Origin of the sequence: Neochlamydia sp. AcF65 (genome assembly GCF_018342435.1) — a bacterium.
Classification (GTDB): Bacteria; Chlamydiota; Chlamydiia; order Chlamydiales; family Parachlamydiaceae; genus Neochlamydia.
The window spans coordinates 1-21695 of the sequence record NZ_JAEMUE010000041.1 but is presented as its reverse complement, the minus strand read 5'-3'; the positions used below and the strand labels follow the sequence as shown (position 1 = coordinate 21695).

Below are 21695 nucleotides of genomic sequence, written 5' to 3'. Positions count from 1 at the left end.
CTTTCTTAAGCAGGCTCGCTAAAGTAAAAACTTGCCTTTAAAGAAAAAGATCCGCTTTTAAAGAGCTGATCTATTTTTAGAGGATAGAGACAGCGCTTCTGTAGAGGCTACTATAGGCCTATGGAAAAAGTTTTAAGATTTTTTTAACTTTTCAAGCTCATCCATATAATATTTTTCATCATCAGAGGTGTCTAAAGTACAAAATTTTAAAACCTTAAATAGTGCCGCTGCCTGTTCTTCATTATTTAGCAAAGATAAAGGCCGAGGATGGGAGGAAAAAAGCAGGAAATTCAGTTGAGAGATTAGGGTGTTTTTGATGATTTTTTGATCCATTTCTAACTCGTCAAGATCGCTAAAGTTTTTTATAACGAGCCAAGAGGTAACAGCATCGACTAAGGTAGCAAGTTCGTTCATGTTTTCCGCTTGTTTTATTTTTTCTCTATATTTTTGCAAAAGGGCTTGATGATCATGATGAATGGCATTAAGCTTTAAATGGCTTAAGCCCGCCTTTTCTAGATAGCTTTTGAATTCTTTAACGGGCATTAAGGGATATTCTTCTGTCAATTGAAGGATGGATTGAATCAGATGATGTCTTTGTTCTAGCTCTAAGGTGTAATATTTTTGAAATAAATCTTTAGCTTTTTTTTCAAATTCTTCCGTGGGATGCTCACTATTTTCTTTTATAAGATTGATCATTTGATTTTTAAGAGGGGTAAGCACTTCCTCGCGTGATTGGCGCAAATATTTTAATTTTGCTAACAAAGGATGAATGTTTAAGGAAAGAGCATGGGGGTTGTTAGAGTCCAGCTCTACCAAAAATTCATGATCAGCAGGCAAGGTAGAGCTAGCAACTTTTGACGAATCGTTAAAAGTTTTAGGTGAGCTTTCATCATCAATGATAAGATGGCTACTTAGGATCATGCCCTCAGGATTAAATTTTAAGTAGGCCGTCAAAAAGCTCCCAGGAGAAGTAAAAGCTGCAATGGCTTTTTGAGCTTCCAAGGTAAGTTGAATCCCGTCCGAAAAATAAAGCACCATATTTGACATCCTTGATAGAAGGCTTATTTCTTGCTTTAAGCGGGATAATTCATGCACATTACCTGGTGTTTGCATCAATTGGATAGCACGCTTGATGATCGTTTCGCCTAATTGGTAATAGCGAGGTGCATTGTAAATATAATTTTCTGCCCCAGGGCGAAGCAGGATGAGAGCTTTAGGGGGAGAGAAGTCTGGGGCTTTACGTTTTTGAGCCAGTGTGCTTAAAAGAATTAGCTTACCCTGTTTCACAAGATTTGTTACTTCCACCGCATTAGAATTATCTAAATTATTGGAATTCACCAATAAACGATTAAGAGTTTTCATGTCAGCAACTTTCCGCAATTGCATGAGCTTAGAATCGATGACAATAGCAGTTTTAGGAATTAATGATTGAAGGACACTAGGTGCTGGTTGCGCGATAACGAGAAATTGCGAAAAATCGGTACTCGTATAAATCCTTAAAGAGTAAGAGGTTTCATTCAAATGCCCATGCTGATCGATGTTTGTTAAGGAGGGGTAGTCATGAGGAATGACTTGAGCAAGGCTCTTCTTGATAAATTCGGGATCGGACCAATTCTTTTTTTGAGGCTTAATATAATGTATTTGAGCATATTTAAGCGCCATAGCTATATCAGCCACACCTTCTGCAGCTTTCATTTCTTCTATTTCATTTTTGGCACTGATATTAAAATAAAGAGCGCCAGCGACAAGTCCAAGGATAAATAAAAGAGTCATGACAAGAGTCGTAAGAAATTTCCAATCAATAAGATTTTTTGTCTCTTCAATTTTTACCCCTGTAACCGCTGCTTCTTCTTTTTCTGTATTCCAAGTTTCGCCCTCATCGTCAAATTCACCTACTTGATATTCAGGGCGGCTTTTTGGCGCAAGCATGGTGGGGAGAGTAGGAAAGTGATCGACTGGATCTTCTTGCAAAAAAGAGGACTCTTGCGTTTGGTTACCTAAGCTCCCTACCTCAATTTTTTCTTGCAAAAAGAGGGAAGAGCTATCTTTTTCACTAGCTAAATAGGTAGACAAGCTCTCTTCTTTAAAGTGTTTGATTCCAAATTGCTCAATTTCATGCATTAAATCTTCTAATTCCCTTTCCTCAAGCTGGCTCTTTGCCCATTTTTTCTGCTCCAACAAGCTAACCTCTTCTTGAAGAGGAAATTTGCTACTCTCCTGAGGGGACATAAGGGAAGGATTAGAGATAAAGTTTGAGCTTTTTAAAGAGTTTTCAGAGATAGAAGAAGGGGGAAGGGGGAGCTTTCTTTCCAAAGCTTGCCATTCAAGTAGCCCTTCTAGCGTAACATTTAAAGGCTCATTTATAGAAGAAAGTGTTTTATCATCCTCTTTTACAGATTCTACATACTTGAGTTCTATCTGAATAAGATGGCTCCCAACCTGTAAGATGCCACTCTCTTTTATACTTTTTTTACCAAAAGGCACATCATTTAAAGTTGCAAAAGGGTCATTTGCATAATTGATCACTTGGCACTGCTGCCCTTTGTGTACAATTTTTATATGAATAGGTTGTATAGCCGCATCAGGTAGAATTAGATCAGCTTTCATAGATCCTGTACCTGAACCAATAATTATGGTTTCTTGGTCAAAAATGCTAACGATTGGGCTCTCATGCGGATTTACGGTAATTTTTATCATTATTATTTATTTTTAAAAATCCTAGATGGTAGAATTTAATTTTATGAGCTGCATTTCTAGCATATCTGGCAGCTAAGGTCAATCTAATTTATTGTTAACTAAATTTTTAATTGGATTAATAGCGTAGCTGCTGATAAAATGTTGCGCTTGTGTAAAATTGATCCCCCCGTTATAAGAATCCTTATCTATCAAAACAGTGAAAATTTCAAAAAATCATTTAAATTTTTAGGAGCATTGCGTGAATTGGTTGCTTAGATTATTAAGGCCTGCACCCTATCTACCGGAAATTCAAGATCAAGAAAAAGTTAAGCATCTTTATAATTATTGGCGTATACGAATTTTATATTCCATGTTTATAGGCTATGCTTTTTATTATTTTACCCGTAAAAGCTTCACTTTTGCGATGCCTGGCATTATTGCTGAATTAGGATTCGATAAAAGCCAGCTAGGAATTTTAGCAAGTATTTTCTCCATCACCTATGGCTTTAGCAAATTTGCCAGTGGCATTATTTCCGATCGCTCAAATGCTCGTTACTTTATGGCTTTTGGCCTTATTATTACAGGCATAATTAATATTTTATTTGGCTTATCTTCTAACCTCTTCTTGTTTGCCATTTTTTGGGGGCTAAACGGATGGTTTCAAGGTTTTGGTTGGCCGCCATGTGCACGTTTTTTAACTCATTGGTATTCTCAATCAGAAAGAGGCTCATGGTGGTCGACATGGAACGTTTCTCACAATGTAGGCGCTTTTTTAATCCCTTGGATTGTAGGATTTTGCGCATATTATTTTGGTGGCTGGCGAGCCGCTATGTATGTGCCTGGAATGATTTGTATTCTAGGAGGTTTTTATTTAATTAATCGCTTAAGGGATACTCCTCAATCTTTAGGGCTACCTCCTATAGAAAAATTTCGCAACGATTATTCCGGGAATGGTAGCCAAGCAGAGGATGAACAGCTCTCAGCGCGTGAAGTTTTAGTGGAGTATGTTTTAAAAAATAAATACATTTGGATGCTAGCTATTTCTTATTTTTTTGTCTATTTTGTTCGTACAGGGATTAATGATTGGACTGCCCTTTATTTGATAGAAACCAAAGGATATAATCAGCTGAGTGCCAATGGCTGTGTCTCCTTATTCGAAGTGGGTGGTTTTTTTGGCAGCTTAGCAGCAGGGTGGGCCTCTGACTATTTTTTCGCTGCTAAAAGAGGACCCGTTAATGTACTTTTTGCTGTACTTATGTTTATTGCCATTGCTTTCTTCTGGTTTGTCCCCGCAGGTTATCCTTTAGTAGATTCAGCAGCCATGTTTACAATAGGTTTTGCTATCTTTGGCCCGCAGATGTTGATTGGGGTAGCATGCGCTGAGCTTTCTCATAAGAAGGCTGCAGCTTCTTCTACCGGGTTTGCAGGCACATTTGCCTATATGGGAGCTGCTGTTGCAGGCTATCCTCTTGGCAAGGTTACCCAGGAAATGGGATGGGATGGCTTTTTTTGGTGCTTAGGAATTTCTTGTATAATAGCTGTTCTTTTACTTCTCCCTTTGTGGGCGATTAGTGAAAACAAAAAACTGGTGACAGCAAAAAGCCGTTCCTAACAGAAATTCTTCCCCTTTAAATTTCTTAAATGGAATTGTTTTTTTTTGGTTTATTAAAAACGTGAAAATTTTATCCATGCGTGTTTGTGGAAGATCCTTTTCTTGGATAAGCTTCGTGTTAAGAGCAAGAAATTGAGCGAATAAAAAAAAACAATGTGAGGGCCAGAACATGGAAGTAGGATGCAAGAAGATCTGGCTGTTCATTTACTCGCATGGATTTTTGCTAAGATAAAAAAGCTTTTTTATCATTAACCTTCCTACTTTAGAAGTAACCGTAAAAATTTGGGCTCTTTTAAGTAGGTTTTTATAAATTCATTAGCAAGCGCTTTGAAAAAGAACTCAGTCCCTTTTTAGAGAATAAATTTTAGCTTTCAAAGGATTTTATCTATCATTCTTCCTGCTTTTCTTCTTACAAGGAGTTTAAGCCATCATCCTATTTACAAGGCCAAGCAGCCAAAAAGGAATCGCTCCTTGCTAAATTTCTGATAGCCTTTTATTTGCTTGTTTACTCGATCTCATAAGATACGGTATACTTGAACCTAAATTCTTAAATAATTGCTATAGATTATATTTATGTGGGTTCCCTTACATGTCCATTCTCAATTTTCCATCTTAGATGCTGCTGCTGATGTGCATGCTATTGCCAAAAAAGCAGCTGTTTTTCATATGCCTGCAGTGGCTTTAACAGATCATGGTAACATGTTTGGGGCCATTGATTTTTATAAGGCTTGTAAAGATGTGGGTGTTAAACCCATCTTAGGCTGTGAGTTTTATGTTGCACCCGAGTCGCGATTCGACAAAAAAAAAGAATATGGAGCACGTACTAATTTTCATTTAATTATTTTAGCTAAAAATAAAGCTGGTTATCACAACTTATGTAAGTTAACTTCCATCGGTTATCTAGAGGGATTTTACTACCATCCACGCATCGATCACGAAGTTCTTAAGCTTCATAGTGAAGGATTGATTTGCCTATCAGGTTGCCAAAGTAGCTTAATCGCTTATGAAGCTTTGAATGGCACAAAAGATAGCTTAATGAGCAAAATCCGTTGGTATCAAGAGCTCTTTGGAGACGATTATTATCTTGAATTACAGCGCCATCGGATGACAGATCAAGATATTCGCCAAGATGGCCTGCATCAAGAAACTTGGCTTCAGCAATATTACCAAGACTATATACAAAAACAAGAAAAAATTAACGCTACTCTTATAGAAATATCAAAAGAGCTTAATATAAAGGTCGTGGCTACAAATGATAGCCATTACATTGAACGCGCTGATTGGCGCGCGCATGAGATTTTACTTAATATTCAGTCTGGGGAGCCTACTGAAATGTGGGAAAAAGACTCGTACGGCAATCTAAAATTTCGCGTGCCTAATCCTAAACGTCGTACTTATCCCTCTCATGAATGCTATTTTAAATCTCCTCAGCAAATGGCTGAGCTTTTTAGCGATTTTCCAGAAGCTCTATCTAATAGCTTGGAAATTGCTGAAAAATGTAATGTATCGATTGATTTCAAAACCAAGCATTATCCCATCTACTTACCCCCTGCTATTGAGGGAAAAAATTACACTAAAGAGGAACAAGCCGAGGCCGTTAAAAATTACCTATGGCAATTATGTGAGGAAGGTATCACTAAGCGGTATACACCTGAACGTTTAAATAAAATCAAAGAAATCTTTCCTGATAAAGATCCCCTTGACATTGTACAAGAGCGCTTGAAATATGAGATGGACATTATTGTTCCCAAAGGGATGAGCGATTACTTGCTGATTGTATGGGATTTTATCAATTGGGCCAAACGTCAAGGGATTCCTGTAGGACCAGGTAGAGGATCGGGGGCTGGTTCTATTGTGCTTTACCTGATTGGAGTGACCGATATTGAACCTCTGCGTTTTCATCTATTCTTTGAGCGTTTCATTAATCCTGAACGGCTTTCTTATCCTGATATTGACGTAGATATTTGTATGGATGGGCGCAGTGAGGTTATTAACTATACCCTTCAAAAATATGGCAAAGATAACATTGCGCAGATCATTACTTTTGGCACCATGAAAGCTAAAATGACCATTAAGGATGTAGGACGGGTATTAAGTGTTCCTTTGGCTAAGGTGAATGCGATTGCTAAACTTGTACCTGATGACCTTAATATTACCCTCCAGAAAGCTTTAGAAAAAGATCCAGATTTACGGGCTATGTATGAGCAGGACGAAGATGCTCAACGCATCATCGATATAGGTAAGACTTTAGAGGGATCTATTCGTAATACGGGTATTCATGCTGCGGGCATCATTATCAGCGGAGAGCCGCTGACTAACTTTATACCCGTTTGCCTTTCTAAAGATTCTGATATGCCAGTGACGCAACTTTCCATGAAACCTGTTGAATTAGTGGGAATGCTAAAGGTGGACTTTCTGGGTCTTAAAACACTGACCGCTATCCATATATGTGTAAAGGCCATTTATCAAAGGGTTGGTAAAGCCATTGATTGGATTAATCTTCCTTTAGATGATCAGCCTACCTTTAATCTTTTAAACCAAGGAAAAACTTTAGGCATTTTTCAGCTGGAATCTGCAGGCATGCAAGATTTGGCACGCCAGCTCCATTTGGATAAGTTTGAAGAAATTATTGCCGTAGGAGCTCTCTACCGCCCCGGTCCTATGGACATGATTCCTTCTTTCATTAATAGAAAGCATGGCCGTGAGCCTATTGAATATGATCATCCATGGATGAATGATATTCTTGCAGAAACCTATGGCATTATGGTTTATCAAGAGCAGGTGATGCAGATAGCTAGCAAGCTTGCTAAATTTTCGCTAGGTGAAGGAGATGTCTTGCGGCGTGCTATGGGTAAAAAAGATAGGGATCAAATGCTTCAGCAACGAGAAAAATTTCGTTTAGGTTCATTGGAAAACGGGATTGATGAAGAAACCTCGATGCAAATTTTTGATAAAATGGAAAAATTTGCTGCCTATGGATTTAATAAATCCCATGCAGCTGCCTATGGCTACCTCTCCTATGTGACTGCCTATCTGAAAGCTAACTACCCTAATGAGTGGATGGCTGCTCTCATGACGTGTGACAGCGATGATTTAACAAAGGTAACTAAATTTATTGGAGAATGCCAAGAAATGGGTATTGCCATTTTGCAGCCCGACGTTAATGAAGCGCATGCTACGTTTTTTGCCACTCCTCAAGGAATTCGCTTTGCCATGGCAGGCATTAAAGGAGTGGGAGAAGGAGTCGTGGAAGCTATTATTAAAGAAAGAAATAAAGGCGGCCCTTATACAAGCTTATATCAATTTATTAAAAGAATTGATAACACTAAAGTGGGCAAAAAGGTCATTGAAAACTTGGTGGATGCAGGATGTTTTGATTTTACTAGCTGGTCGAGAGATAGCTTAAGGCAAAGTATTGATCCTATCTATGAGACTGTGCTAAAAGAAAAGCAAGAAGCTTCAGCTGGCGTCTTATCCCTTTTTGCTTTGATGGGAGAGTCCTCCGAATCTCGTTTTATGCATCCTCCCGAAGTAAAAAAGAAGACCTCCCGCTTGGATATTCTTTTGCGGGAAAAAGAACTTTTGGGCTTTTTTTTAACGGGTCATCCCATGGATGCTTATCGTGAGATTATCACGCGCCTTTCTTGCATACCTTTAAGCCATGTTCAAAATTTAGAGCACAATGCTGTCTTCCGAGCAGCTTTGATTGTAGAGACAGCTGAAATACGAGTCTCTTCTAAAACGCAAAAAAAGTTTGCCATCCTGATGGTTAGCGATGGCATGGATCGGTATGAGATGCCTATATGGTCTGATTTGTTTGAGCAGAAAAACTTATTGTTAAAAGAAAATCAACTATTATATGCAGTCATCCAAGTAGATAAAAAGGAAGAATCCCTTCGACTTTCTTGTAAATGGATCGATGATTTAACTAAAGCTAATGAAGCGATGGTAGAAGAATGCGATCGGGCTTTTGATAAGGCTAAATTACAAGCCGCTCGTTTTGCAAAAGCTATAGGAGAGGGGAGGGATAAAAAAGTGGAAAAATCAAAAGTTGTGCTAGAAAAAAAGAGAGAGGTAATGAGAGAGTCTAAAACTTTATCTTTAAAAATAGATTTGGACAATGTGCGTTTAACACAAATTATGCAACTTAAAGGGTTATTCATAGAACATCGTGGAACCACGCCTATTCAATTAGAGTTCCATTGCCAGGAAGATGTGCATGCCATTTTACATATTGAAAGCCGTTGGGGAGTAACTTTAACGCCTGAATTGGAATCTAAGCTTAAAACACTTTCCTTTATTATGAAGCATTCTTTAAATTAAATCATGGCGCTATTCTTTTTGACATATAACTTATCATAGCTAATAAAAGAAAGACTGGACTAGCGTTTGGCAGGGCTCCATAAGTTTTGCTTGTTTTACGGTATAGTCCCAACCAGGCTAGACAAGTATTCTTGGTATAATCCATCTTTTTGCTTACAGATCGATCTTTTTGGCTCTAGCTTTTTAGCCCATAATCAATCTTTTTTCGCCCTATGCTTTATAGAACGGTGATTTTTTTCCATACTTCAGAATAAAAGAATTTTTGGTAAGGAGGCCTTTAAGCTTCTTAAGAATAACTCTATAGTGTTCTTTCAAATAATTAAACCAATCAAGAGCAATAAAGCCGATGATTGAATAGCGAGCCAGATGATTCTTTAAGCTGCTAAAGAGTAGGAAAAAACCGTCCATGGAGATAGCACTTAGGATAGCCAGGCTTCTTGCCAATCATCTTATGGAGGGTATAGATCCTGTAGCATTTCCATGAAGAAGAGGAAGGCTAAGCCAAGAGAGGGGTACTCCTTGGATGAAAAAAGAAAGGATGCTTTAAAAGTCATTCAAGGCTTAGAAAGAGACGATAAAGCTAGGTAGCTTTATAAGAATTCTGGCAGCGATCATGAAAGATCGCTTGCCGAAATGGCGAGGTATCGCTTTAAAAGAAGCTTTGAAAAATTTTTGCTCTTAGAAAGTAGCCAACTAGCAAGCAAAGCTTTTCATCAAAATTTTGGTTATGAAGAAGCCTAAGATGTCCAAAGGACTATAAGCATTAACAGGTGATAAGCCTAGTATAAGGCTGTGCTTTAGACCAGCTATTAGCTCACTTATGCAATCAAGCTTAAAAAAATTATAAAATTTAAGGAAAAGCTCCTTACCCCATTCAATCACTCATCCTATATTGCTAAATTTTTTGTGCTTTATTATTTTTCTAGTCTTCTCTTTGAGTCTACGGTAAATCGCCTTTACCTTTTATTTAACATGGTTTAAACTTTCTGTTTTGTTTAAGGAGAGTATAATGAAACATTTAAGCATCTACGTGCGTTTGGTATTTTTTGCATTCTGCTACTTAAGTAGCCCTTATGTAGAAGCAGCTTATACAATTAAAAATGGACGAATTGTTAATGTAGATAAGCTAGCCACTTTGCAGCCAGACCAACATTTTTCTTTGGGACAAACGGCTATGGATAATGGAGATTGGCAGGAAGCTTCTCGTCAGTTTGCTATTGTTTCTAATAACTTCCCTAACAATCCATATGGACAGCAGTCTCTATATTATTTAGGAATAGCGGAATTTAATCTAAAAGAATATGATTTTGCTAATAAAGCTTTTTCTGCCTATCTTAAATGCCAAAACAATCCTCAACATTTCCTAGAGGCAATTAAGTATAAATATGCTATTGCAGAACAGTTACGCGGCGGCGCTAAACGACGTCTATTAGGTACAAAACAGCTTCCAAAATGGTCGACAGGCAAAAGCCTTGCTTTGTCTATTTATGATGAAGTGATTACCGCCATGCCGAGCCATGAAATGGCAGCTCAGGCTTTATATGCTAAGGGATGCCTTCTTTGGGAAAAGCGTGAATATCGCTGCAGTATCGAATCTTTTCAGCTTTTATGCTCACGTTTTCCTAAAAATGAATTAACGCCTACCAGCTATGTCAATATAAGTTATATTTACTACGATTTATGCCAAAATGAGCCGCAAAATCCTGATGTTTTAGCTTTTGCAGAGCTTAATGCTAAGAAATTCATCCACGAATTTCCCAAAGATGAGCGGATAGATGAAGCCAGACATAATGTTCAACGTATAAAAGAGTGTTATGCCACAGCCCTTTATGAAACAGCTAAATATTATGAGAAGATTAAGCAGCCACGCGCTTCACTTATTTATTATAGTAATGCGATTAAGAACTTTCCAGATACTCTAGTGGCTCAGCGTTGTAAAGATAGATTAAAGCAGATGGGCTTTACTCATGATTCCGGAGCTTTAGCTCCTCTTGTTCTATAGGCGCCTTCAGATAAAAAGATAAAAATAGCTAATCATTCATGACACGTTGCTATCTATGGATTTTTTTTTCTCCTTTTTTTCTTATAACTGCTTGTGGTTATCATGTCGGCCCGGAGGAGGTTTTATCTTCATACCAAACAATCTGTATTCCCTATGTTAAAAATGATGCCAAAGGTCATTTGACTGCTAATTTAATAAAATTAGTTTCCACGCAAACAGGTTTGCAATATCAAGAATGGGGAGGCGATCTTACCCTACTAGTGGAGTTATTACCTATCGAAAATGAAAATGTGGGCTACCATTATGAACGTAAAAATAGTGGGAAATTAAGACATTCTATTATTCCTACTGAAACGCGGCTAACAGCAATAGCTCAAGTAACCTTGGTAGATAATATAAAGGGAAAATCGCTAGCGGGACCCGCTAAGGTGATGGCTACGATTGAGTTTGACCATGAATATGAAAAAACGCGTGATGGGATCAATGTCTTTTCTTTAGGCCAACTAACGAATTACGATGAAGCTTACGAGGCAGCTCATTCCCCTTTATATGATCACTTATCTCAAAAAATTATCGACTTTATCGTGAACAGTGAATAAAAAAATCAAGAGGGTTCTTTTACAAATTTCCGCTAGGCTGCAAGTGATCATATAAATTAATTTTGTAAGTCTTTCCTATCATGAGGCTAATAGTCTGAAAAATTTTAGAAAAGGCTAATTAAAGGTTTAGCTAATCTTAGATAAATGATTGAAAAAGGCTTTTTTATCTTTTAGCCAACCTTCCAACTTTGCTACAAAAATAGAGAGCTACCGGCTTTTAATTTATTTAATTTTTTTTAAATATTCCTCGTTTTCTTGAATCTCATATAAAAACTTTTCCAATACTCGTAAAACAGTATGGGAAGTATTATATACACCTGCTGCGCTAAATATCAGTTCAAGTTTAGGGCCTGCAGGATAATTTAAAGCAATCATAGTGTAAGTTAAAGGGATCTTATGAGCATTTTCAGGGGCTATCCACACGACAAAATCCTCGTTAATAAGAGTAAGTTTTCCGCTGGATTCTATCAATTGAAAATAACGTGTAAGCGATTGATCTTTATTCCATGGAGAATGGAAGTAAAGCAGCTCCATATGATGTAAAAGCGATAGGTTAACAGGGATAAGCAATTCAGAAGAGCCCAAGCCAATATTTTTATAAAATTCTTTAAATTTTTCTTCCATTAAAGCTAAATTATGCATGGCCATACTACTCCACATTAAAGATAGAGGCTAAATTTTATTTTAATTAGCACTTCTATGCAGGTGAATGGGTCTATTTAATAAGATGAGAGGCTGCTATCTTAAGCAAGTGGCAGGCCAACCTAATAGAAAGGATCAAAAAAGTTAAAAAATGGCTTTGAATTTAGAATTAGAAGAGTGTAAATTTGTAAAGCCGAAAGCTTTCATTGGTGGTAGGCTAAAGGTATAAGCAGGTCATCTGCTTTTTGGGGACTAACTTGCAACAAGTTAAGTAAAAAACGGGAAGAAGTATGTTTTTGCAAAAATGGCGCTTAGGACTTTTACTTTTTTTAGGAATAGGGTCTCTTAACGCAGAAAAGCTGGATGTGAGCGTGGAATCAGAAGCGGCAATTTTAATTAATGCAGCCAGTGGAGCTATCTTATATGAAAAAAATGCCCATACTCTTAACTATCCTGCTAGCATTACTAAAATAGCTACTACTCTTTATACTCTTGATCAAAAAGGCCATCAGCTTTCAGAGATTGTAAGCGCTGATGCTGAATCTATTGCTTCGATTTCTGAGCAAGCTAAGAAAAAATCCAATTATACGACTCCTTCTCACTGGATTGAATATGCAAGCACCCATATAGGTATTAAAAAAGACGAGAATTTTACCTTGAAAGAACTCTTATACGGCATAATGGTGGCTTCAGCCAATGATGCCGCGAATGTAGTGGCTCAACATGTGGCAGGAAGTGTTCCTGGGTTTATGAAAGGTTTAAACGGATTTATCAAAAGTTTAGGTTGTGAAAATACGTATTTTACTAATCCACATGGATTACATCATCCTAAGCATCAAACTACTCCTTATGATATGGCTCTTCTCACACGTGAGGCCATGAAAAATCCTATCTTTCGTGAACTAGCTGCTGCGCCAAAATTTATTCGCCCCAAAACTAATAAACAAGAATCGGTTGTTATCTTGCAAAAGAATCGTTTATTACGCAGAGGAGAATACTATTATCCTCAGGCAATTGGGGTTAAAACAGGTTATACTTCCATTGCCCGCCATACTTTAGTGGCTGCAGCAAAGAGGGATGGACGTGAATTGCTAGCGGTCTTGATGAAGTGTAAGGAGGGAGGGCAGATTTATCGAGATGCTATCCATCTTTTTGAAGCAGCGTTTAATGAAAAACAAGAGGAAATGATCATCCTTGAGAAGGGACCTCAAAAATACCTCCACTCTTTAAAAGATGCTGACAAGCCTTTGAAAACTTTTATAAAATCCAGCTTAAGTCTTAAGTACTATCCTGCTGAAAAACCTGTAGTAAAATGTTACCTGCAATGGCATTCATTAAAATTGCCCATTGTTAAAGGCCAACAAGTCGGCGAAGTTTACTTGCAAGATAGGAATGGTCAGCAGCTCCAAAAAGTAGCCCTTTATGCTGAACAGGGGGTCCAACAAACCTGGATAGGATGGTTGAAAAGTCTCTTTAAAATTACAAAGGAATAAATTTTTAGTTTTTAATAAAATTTATTAAAGATGTAAATAAAATAGCTTAAAAAAAGTAAAAACTTCTTTTCTTGCTAATAATGAGAGAATAAATGATAATATATTCTTTTAATTTGTAAGGTTAAGGAATATCTAGAAAATTTTGAACAAAAGTTTCCCTCTACCTAACGCCTATCATAGCTTAAATCTTTGAAAACTGATCTTGGAAGTTGGGTAGCTAGTATTTACAAAAAGATCAACTGGAAAAGAAGGCTTTATTGTTGGTTTAATGCTTGTTTTCCATGAAGGGCACCACTTAAAATAGATGAGAGAGCTAGTATAATAATTGGGATAGCTGCCATGCTTATGAACGTGACTGCAACAAATGCAGGAGGGATCTTTAGAAAAAGCGTATGCTTAAAGATTAAAATAAAGGCCTAGATACGATGCTCACCCTTCCAGGCTATCTTCTTGCTCTGGTTCTTTGTCCAATAAATAATAGGGTAGATTCTCGGAATATGCTAATTTGTAGGAATCATTAACCCCGCTAAAGCTTTTCCTACCAAATAAGTTAGAAATAATAATAATAATAATAAATAACTTGTTCGATCAAAACTTAAAGGATTTTTTATGAATTTACCAGACACATTTCCAGTAACTAATAAGAGCTTAAAGCCTTTTAGAAACGATTTTGGAAAAAAGATACCTAGTACTTATAAACAGGCCAACTGGAAAGGAAGACTTTACTGTTGTATTCAATAAGCCTGTTCGCCCTTGACGGTCCCCCTTAAAATAGTTAGAAGAGTTAACCAGATAGCGGGGGTAGCTACCGTGTTAATGCGCGTAATCATAAAACGCGCAGAACTGATTTTTAAGAAAAAGCCTGTGCCTAAAAGTTGGAGTGAAGAGCGAAAGGTGGTGCTAGTACTTACAGACTGCCTTCTTGCTTTAGCTCTTTGCCCAATAACTATTGGAGCCTCTAGACTGCGTTACTTTGTAGGAATCATTAACCCCGCTAAAGCTTTTCCTACCCAACAAGTTAGAAATAATAATAATGTAATTTGTTCTATCAAAAACTTAAAGGAATTTTTATGAATTTACCAGACACATTTCCAGTAACTAATAAGAGCTTAAAGCCTTTTAGAAACGATTTTGAAAAAAACATACCTAGTACTTATAAACAGGCCAACTGGAAAGGAAGACTTTACTGTTGTATTCAATTAGCCTGTTCGCCATTGACGGTACCTCTTAAAATAGTTAACAGAGTTATCCGGGTAGCGGGGGTGGCTACCGCGTTAATGCTCGCGATTATAAAACGTATAGAACAGGCCATTAAGAAAAAACCTATGGCTAAAGATTGGAATGAAGAACGCGACATGTTGTTAGCACTTAGAGACAGCCTTCTTGCTTTAGCCCTTTGCCCAATAACTATTGGAGCTTCTAGAATGCGCTACTTTGTAGGAATCATTAACCCCGCTAAAGCTTTTCCTACCAAATAAGTTAAGAATAATAATAAAATAATAATGTAATTTGTTCAGTTAAAACTTAAAGGATTTTTTATGAGTTTCTCATCCACATTTCCAGTAACTAATAAGAGCTTAAAACCTTTTAGAAACGATTTTGGAGAAAGAGTACCTAGTACTTATAAACAGGCCAACTGGAAAGGAAGACTTTACTGTTGTATTCAATTAGCCTGTTCGCCCTTGACGGTCCCACTTAAAATAGTTAAGAGAGCTGGCAACGTAGCCGGGGCAGCTATGTTGTTGATGAAAATGCTTATAAAAGACGGAGAAGAGTTTTTCAAGGTAAAGCCTGTGCTTAAATGGAAGGCTGAGCTAGCAATAATGCCAGTATTTAGAGACTACCTTCTTGCTTTAGCCCTTTGCCCAATAACTATTGGAGCTTCTAGAATACGCTACTTAGTAGGAATCATTGACCCCGCTAAAGCTTTTCCTACCAAATAAGTTAGGAATAATAATAAAATAATAATGTAATTTGTTTAATCACACCTTAAAGGATTTTTTATGAGTTTCCCATCCACATTTCCAGTAACTAATAAGAGCTTAAAGCCTTTTAGAAACGATTTTGGAAGAAAGGTACCTAGTACTTATAAACAGGCCAACTGGAAAGGAAGACTTTACTGTTGTCTTCAATTAGCGTATTCTCCATTGATGGTACCTCTTAAAATAGCTAAGAGAGCTGCCAACGTAGCGGTGGCGGCTATGTTGTTGATAAAAATGCTTATAACACGCGGAGAAGAGTTTCTCAAGGAAAAGCCTATGCCTAAAGATTGGAAAAATGAGCGAGAAATGGTGTTAGTACTTACAGACCGCCTTCTTGCTTTAGCCTTTTGTCCAATAACTATTGGAGCTTCTAGAATACGCTACTTAGTAGGAATCATTGACCCAACCCGAGCTTTTCCTAAACTTACTATTAAGTTTTCGATATAAATGCATAAAATCTTCCAAAGAAAGCTCTTCAGGACGTGATTTTTCATCACGTCCAATTTGCAGCAGGGCTTGCGAGACAGCCTGGCTGCAATAAAGCTCTTTTAATGAAGCGCGCATCATTTTACGTCTTTGCCCAAAAGCTGTGCGGGTCATTTTAAAGAAATCATCTTCGTTGGCCACAAAGGGCGGCTGATGTAGATCTAAAGTGACTACCGCCGAATCTACATTAGGGATAGGATAAAAACAAGCTCTACGTACCATGAAGGCATAGCGGGGGGTAGAATAATAATTTAAGAAAACGGTAAAAGAACTATATTCGCTTGTGCCTGGCTGAGCTGTAAATCGGCGTGCCACTTCTTCTTGAACCATAACTACAACCTTAGAAACGTAGGGGTAAAGCCTAACGAGCTGGATTAAGATAGGGGTTGTCAAATGGTAAGGGAGATTACCCACAATGATAGCTTTTTGTCCCGGTTGTAAAATTTCCAGTAATTTTTCCTTCAAAGGGAACTCCAATACATCTTCACAAAATATTTCCAATCTAGTAGGCTCTGTTTGTAAGCGCTGCAATGCTTGGGCCATTACAGGATCTTTTTCTATCATTAATAATTGGGGGCCCTGCTTTATTATTTCCTCTGAGAGGCAACCTGGCCCTGGCCCAATTTCTACGACTAGGTCATGAGAAGAGATAGCAGCATAAGCCACAATTTTGCGAGTAATGTTTCCATCGATAAGAAAATTTTGAGAAAGACCCTTTTTAGGACTTACGCCTAAATTGTTTAGGAAATGATGAAGCTCACTAGGGCGGTATATAGGCATAATTTTAAGTTTTCCTTATCCTTGAAACATAATAAATTTTCAAAATAGGTGGGTCTATCTACTTTTTAAACCGCAATCATTCCGAAGTAATTATGCTCAAGCTAGATTTTAGAGCTCAGTATAAAAGGTTCAAAAGCAGCCTGATCAGTTTTAGAGGTGTAAAAATCTTGCACAGAGAAACGTTTGCGAATTTTCTTGAGGTAAGCTTCAGTCTCTTGAGCAATAGCTTCTTCTATAAGTTTATCTTTAATTTTAAGTTCTACCTCTTTAAAGGCAGGCGTTCCACCTTTTATCCAATTTTTAAGCACAAAAATACGAAAAAAAGAGCTGTTCTTATCTGCTCGATTTTTTTGAGCGATTGGCTGACTATGTGAATGGGGTGTCATTTTTGTTAAAATGGCTTTATAGGCTTCCGAAATGTCTTTTTCTGGTAAAGTGTATTCTTCAGAGACATTAATTTGCGTGCTGGCAAAATGAGAGTTTGCCTTAACGTAAGCCGATAATTTTTCTAATGCTATATGATCATTCAATGCCTGGTAAGTTAAATGGGCAGCTTCAGCGCTTCTAGCTGGATCAGGATCACGAATAGAAATAACATTATATTGCCAAGTATTCGGCTTGATGTTGGTAGGATTTCTGGCAAACTCCTCGTACGCTAAACGAACAGCTTGAGGTGTTACTTTTTTTAATGCTTTGGCATTTACTCTTAAGTAAATCATTCTGCGAATAGTAATGTCTCCTTGCACAATTTTTTGTGCTTCTTCATATGACAGGCCAATTTTATCCAAATTGCTGATAATATGAGGTCCAAATAGGCTCTCCATCTCTTGGCGAATATCACCGTTGCTTACAAGAAGTTTATTTTCGCTAGCATCAGCCAATACTAATTCTTTATTAATTAATTCATCTAGCACATGCTTCCAGTTAACTTTGTAAAATTGATAACGTGCTTGAGTAGAGGAGGTGTAATCAGGAAATTCACGATAGAAAAGAACATCCATTTTTTTCATTACGTCTAAAACAGAAATCGCTGTGCCATTCACCTTGGCTAAAATGCGGTTATTTACTACTAAAGCCGAGTTATCTTCTTTACCTAAAAAAGTAGCCTTTCCTTCAGCTTGTAAAGGTGTAATAAAACAACAATAGATTAGAGCAGAAAAAAATAAAATTTTTTGTTTCTTCATGATTAAAAGTGGGTTGGTGATTAGTGAGGATTAATTCTATCATCTATGCCATCTAAAAGATCTTAGCTGCAGAAAAAAAAGCTTGCTAGAGGGCCAACGGCTATTACTATAAACGATTTAAAACTTCAAAACAACCCCAAAAAAGCCATCCATTCCTCCAAGCGATGGAAAAGATTGAAATATTTGATTTTCTACCTTTAAATGATAGCTCTTAATAAAGTGGTTAAGTTGATGTTCGTTTTCTTGGGGTAAGAGGCTACACGTTCCATAAATGATACGGCCGTCTGGTTTCATAAAACTGAGAGCTTTTTCAAAAATTGTTCTTTGCTGGCCTATCAGCATCTTCAGCCCTTCTACTTCAAATCTCCATTTCATATCAGGATTGCGACGTAGTGTACCCGTTCCCGAGCAAGGCGCATCCACCAGCACCCAATCCATTTTTTTCTTTAATTTTTTAAGCTTGGGATCGTGGGCTTGTATAATTTGTCCATTATGGATGCCTGCGCGCTTCAAACGTTTTTTTGCTTGTTGCAAGGCATAAGAACGTATATCATGTAAGAAAATTTGTCCTTTATTTTGCATGGAAGGAGCCAAAGCTAAGCTTTTACCTCCCGAGCCTGCGCAAAAATCCATCACTAGCTGGCCTGGCTGGCATTGCACGAGATTGGCAAGGAGTTGGCTTCCTTCATCCTGCACTTCAAATAGGCCGGCTTGAAACTCTGGAATCGTAAAGAAATTAATTTTTTGAAGAAAATTAATCGCATGGGAAGAAGCCAAACAGGCGCTAACCTCATATTTATCTTGTAAGAGCTCTAAAAGTTTATCACGGGTAGCCTTAAGAGTGTTTGCTCTTATAGTCGTCGGGGCGGGAGTATTGCTTACAAGACATAATTCTGAAGCTCGTAAAGTCCCGTAGCTTTCTACTAAAATATTATAGAGTGAATCTGGAAAGCTGGCTTTTATGGCGGCAGGAATACTGGGATCATTTTGATGGCTTTGCCAGTCAAAGTAAGGCAATAGAGCTATACGTTTATTCCAGTCAGGAGCCTCTGGAATTAAATAATCGATAAGGCGTATCCATCGAATTAAAAAATAGGCATTTTCAGCAATAGAGGCGCGGTCTTTAGAGCCCAGAGCTTTATGAGAGCGGAAATAGTTGCTTATAAAGGCATCTAAGGGAAGTCCTTGCTCGTCATATGCACTAAGGAGCTGGAAAAGATGATAAGCACGAAAAGATTGTTTCATAAAACGAGGCTATATAAAAAAAGAGGAAAAAAGATTAAAACTTTAAAGTAAATTTTATTTGTATCTAATAATTTTGAAAATTATAAACGAAGTCTTTATAAAGCGGCAAGGAAGAAAAAATGCATATATTGTTCCTTCCTATGCGGAATGGTGTTTGAAAAGCTATGTCCCTTCCCTAGCTTCTTTATCGTTGCTGCCTGGAAAGATAATAAAATTTATAGATGGGACTTGAAGTGCATGCCTTTGCCAGCATCCCTTAAGATTAGCTAGTTTTTTGCCCGATAGGTTACTAAAAAGTTTTATTTTTTACCTACGTAAGCGGCTTGCCAATAAAGAATGCGGTTGTCTATAAAAGAAGAGGGATTTACTTCTTTTGTGGAGTTATGTTAACTACAAGCTAGTTTTTAAGGGTCTTCCTATTGTTGCATATAAGCAAGCTTTTTCTGTTCGTGCCATAGGGAAAGCTTAAAATTTTTATGTTTCTCTAAGTGCATAGGGGCTACAAATAATTTTGCCGAAAATTTATCTTTAAGCTTCGAAAGAGGGGTTTGATGAAAGATAAGGATGAAAATTTAATTGCTTTAATATTTATCTAAGCCGCAAGATTTAATCATCTAACGTTTTTTGAATTTATTTATTTAATTTCTAAAGGGTTCGATCTCTTGTCCTTGGTGAGGGTATTCATAGAAAAAAGCCTCTCTAGTTGTTTTTCTGCAGAAGGGTGGCAAAAAGAAAGAAAAATCACCCAGAGCATTAAATAAAGCCAGCAATAAAAAATCTTTTTGGCTTAACCTTAACCTAGTTTAAAATTTATGCCACTCAGCCGTTTACAAACATTTACTTGTATTGTACTTTCTTTAATAATCGTAGCCTTCGGCCAGCCTTATTGGAGTCTTACAGCTTCTTTTCTGGCTTCAGTTATGGGTTTTGCCTTGTTTTTCCGTGCTTTAGCTTCTTTTCCTAGTAGCAGGCAACGGTTTTTTGTGGCGACCGCTTGGTTTGCTATGGTTCAACTTATCCAGTTTTCCTGGTTCCTCTCTCATCCATATCTCTACATTATCGCTGTATATATTTTGCTGGCTTTAATCTTTGGGTTGCAATTTGGTTTTATTGGATGGCTAGCATGCTCGCAGCGTATAACCAGTTATAATCGAATAGTCCTGCTGTGTAGTTGCTGGACGCTTCTTGAATGGTCACGCTTATTTATTTTATCCGGAATTGCTTTCAATCCTATTGGACTTAGTTTAAGCGCAAATTTATATACCCTTCAAAGTGCCTCTTTAGGAGGAGCTTTTGGCATGTCTTTTTGGGTTCTAGGGGTAAACTTACTAGCATTAAAAGCTTGGCTTGCCTGGCCACTTTACAGGCATATATTCTGCTGGCTTGCCTTTGCCGCATTTCCTTTTATATTTGGATTTATTCAGTTAAAGTTGCACGATTCGAAAGTTATAAAAGATACTTTTAATGCTATTCTTGTTCAGCCTGTATTCCCGACGGAAGAGAACATGCTCTTTCATAATACAGCTTCCTATGTGAAATATGTGGAAGCTGAATGGCAGCAAATTTTGATGCTTTGCAAAGAGCATTTAGGAAAGAATGTCCATTTAATTGCTTTGCCCGAGTTTATTGTACCTTTCACTACCTATACACCTGTATATCCTTACCAAAACGTTAAGAAAGCTTTTCTCGAAGTTTTTGGAGAAAAGGCCTACTCTGCTCTTCCTTTATTGCAAGAGCCCTTAGCTTCACAATGTATGACTGAAAAAGGATCTATTTGGATGGTTACCAATGGTTATTGGCTACAAGGATTGGCTAATATCTTTAATGCGCCTGTCTTATCTGGAATGGAAGACGTTGAGGACTTTTTTGACGGACATAGAGAATACTATAGTTCCGCACAATTTGTTGAACCTTCTTCCTATCAACAGCGTACGCTTCCTTTTAAACGTTATGATAAGCGCGTCTTAGTTCCTATGGGTGAGTATATACCTTTTTCCTTTTGCCGTTCCCTGGCTGCCGCTTATGGTATTACTGGCTCTTTTACACCCGGTAAAGAAGCTAAGATTTTTCCTGCTTATGTTCCTTTTGGAGCATCCATTTGCTATGAAGAAACATTTGGACATTTAATGCGTGAAAATCGCCTGAAGGGAGCTGAATTAATCGTTAACTTAACCAGTGATGTATGGTATCCAACGGTAGCACAGCAGCATTGTGATCATGCTCGCTTGAGAACAACAGAAAATGGCATTCCTCTTATTCGTGCTTGTAATACAGGAATTACCGGCGGTTTCGATGCGTTTGGGCGCGAGATAAAAATTCTTGGCAATACTTACTATGAAAAAATTTGGAAGCCGGGGGCCCTCTATCTGCAGGTCCCGCTTTTTTCCTATAAAACCCTTTATTCTATAACGGGTGATTATCTTATTGTCTTCCTATCTGTTTTAGGTATAGGTGGGGCTTTCTTTTTTCGTCGCTAACTTTACTTAAAATTATAGCTCCAATTAATTGTATACTTGATGATGTACTTTTTTTCTTGTTGACTAATTTTTAATAAAATATTGTTGTAACTTAGTACTACAGTGGTAATAAAAAATATAGTATGCTATTTTATTTGTTAAGTAGGGAGGTGAGGGATGGAATTGAAAGCAATAAACCAAACTATAAAACAAAA

At 37.5% G+C, this 21695-nt stretch carries 16 protein-coding genes; 11 read left to right on the top strand and 5 right to left on the bottom strand.

The features are described from left to right. Positions 1–132: 132 nt before the first annotated feature. A complete protein-coding gene (locus NEOC65_RS04625) occupies positions 133–2697 on the bottom strand; it encodes an FHA domain-containing protein (protein WP_213155922.1) in 2565 nt (854 codons plus the stop codon). A 238-nt stretch (positions 2698–2935) separates the two neighbouring features. Between NEOC65_RS04625 and uhpC the strand changes: the two genes are divergently transcribed. The 4 genes from uhpC to lptE all read left to right on the top strand — a co-directional run bounded on the left by uhpC (position 2936) and on the right by lptE (position 11212). After that, complete coding sequence (gene uhpC, locus NEOC65_RS04620) at positions 2936–4288, top strand: MFS transporter family glucose-6-phosphate receptor UhpC (protein WP_213151635.1); 1353 nt, start codon at positions 2936–2938, stop codon at positions 4286–4288. Positions 4289–4861: 573 nt separating this feature from the next. After that, positions 4862–8611 carry a DNA polymerase III subunit alpha gene (gene dnaE / locus NEOC65_RS04615; RefSeq protein ID WP_213155921.1) on the top strand — a complete coding sequence of 1250 codons (3750 nt, stop codon included), beginning with the start codon at positions 4862–4864 and terminating at the stop codon, positions 8609–8611. 1009 nt (positions 8612–9620) lie between these two features. Beyond that, the gene (gene bamD, locus NEOC65_RS04610; RefSeq protein ID WP_213155920.1) at positions 9621–10613 is read left to right on the top strand and encodes an outer membrane protein assembly factor BamD; all 993 of its coding nucleotides are present in this window, start codon (positions 9621–9623) and stop codon (positions 10611–10613) included. Between the two features lie 38 nt (positions 10614–10651). Continuing rightward, positions 10652–11212 carry an LPS assembly lipoprotein LptE gene (gene lptE, locus NEOC65_RS04605; protein ID WP_213155919.1) on the top strand — a complete coding sequence of 187 codons (561 nt, stop codon included), beginning with the start codon at positions 10652–10654 and terminating at the stop codon, positions 11210–11212. Positions 11213–11434: 222 nt separating this feature from the next. Here lptE and NEOC65_RS04600 read toward each other — a convergent pair whose 3' ends face one another. Then, positions 11435–11860 carry a hypothetical protein gene (locus NEOC65_RS04600; protein ID WP_249299057.1) on the bottom strand — a complete coding sequence of 142 codons (426 nt, stop codon included), beginning with the start codon at positions 11858–11860 and terminating at the stop codon, positions 11435–11437. 284 nt (positions 11861–12144) lie between these two features. On the opposite strand from NEOC65_RS04600, the gene NEOC65_RS04595 reads away from it, so the two are divergent. The 6 genes from NEOC65_RS04595 to NEOC65_RS04575 all read left to right on the top strand — a co-directional run bounded on the left by NEOC65_RS04595 (position 12145) and on the right by NEOC65_RS04575 (position 15776). After that, positions 12145–13347, top strand: a complete 1203-nt coding sequence (locus NEOC65_RS04595; RefSeq protein ID WP_213155918.1) for a D-alanyl-D-alanine carboxypeptidase family protein — start codon at positions 12145–12147, stop codon at positions 13345–13347. A gap of 609 nt (positions 13348–13956) precedes the next feature. Beyond that, on the top strand, positions 13957–14088 hold the full coding sequence (locus NEOC65_RS09715; protein WP_283248275.1) for a hypothetical protein: 132 nt from the start codon (positions 13957–13959) through the stop codon (positions 14086–14088). Between the two features lie 12 nt (positions 14089–14100). Then, positions 14101–14421 carry a hypothetical protein gene (locus NEOC65_RS04590; RefSeq protein ID WP_213155917.1) on the top strand — a complete coding sequence of 107 codons (321 nt, stop codon included), beginning with the start codon at positions 14101–14103 and terminating at the stop codon, positions 14419–14421. Then, a complete protein-coding gene (locus NEOC65_RS04585) occupies positions 14418–14825 on the top strand; it encodes a hypothetical protein (protein ID WP_213155916.1) in 408 nt (135 codons plus the stop codon). The genes NEOC65_RS04590 and NEOC65_RS04585 overlap by 4 nt, the downstream gene beginning before the upstream one ends. 60 nt (positions 14826–14885) lie before the next feature. Then, complete coding sequence (locus NEOC65_RS04580) at positions 14886–15290, top strand: hypothetical protein (protein ID WP_213155915.1); 405 nt, start codon at positions 14886–14888, stop codon at positions 15288–15290. Positions 15291–15350: 60 nt separating this feature from the next. Beyond that, on the top strand, positions 15351–15776 hold the full coding sequence (locus NEOC65_RS04575; protein WP_213155914.1) for a hypothetical protein: 426 nt from the start codon (positions 15351–15353) through the stop codon (positions 15774–15776). On the opposite strand, the gene rsmA is transcribed toward NEOC65_RS04575, so the two are convergent. From rsmA to NEOC65_RS04560, 3 genes are all read right to left on the bottom strand, one after another. Then, complete coding sequence (gene rsmA, locus NEOC65_RS04570) at positions 15714–16595, bottom strand: 16S rRNA (adenine(1518)-N(6)/adenine(1519)-N(6))-dimethyltransferase RsmA (RefSeq protein WP_213155911.1); 882 nt, start codon at positions 16593–16595, stop codon at positions 15714–15716. The genes NEOC65_RS04575 and rsmA overlap by 63 nt on opposite strands. Before the next feature lie 101 nt (positions 16596–16696). Further along, entirely contained in the window at positions 16697–17779 is a 1083-nt protein-coding gene (locus NEOC65_RS04565; protein WP_213155909.1) for a SurA N-terminal domain-containing protein, read from the bottom strand. A gap of 117 nt (positions 17780–17896) precedes the next feature. Next, entirely contained in the window at positions 17897–19024 is a 1128-nt protein-coding gene (locus NEOC65_RS04560) for an RsmB/NOP family class I SAM-dependent RNA methyltransferase (protein WP_213155907.1), read from the bottom strand. An 812-nt stretch (positions 19025–19836) separates the two neighbouring features. Here NEOC65_RS04560 and lnt point away from each other — a divergent pair. Continuing rightward, the gene (gene lnt / locus NEOC65_RS04555) at positions 19837–21501 is read left to right on the top strand and encodes an apolipoprotein N-acyltransferase (protein ID WP_213155905.1); all 1665 of its coding nucleotides are present in this window, start codon (positions 19837–19839) and stop codon (positions 21499–21501) included. Positions 21502–21695: the final 194 nt, after the last annotated feature.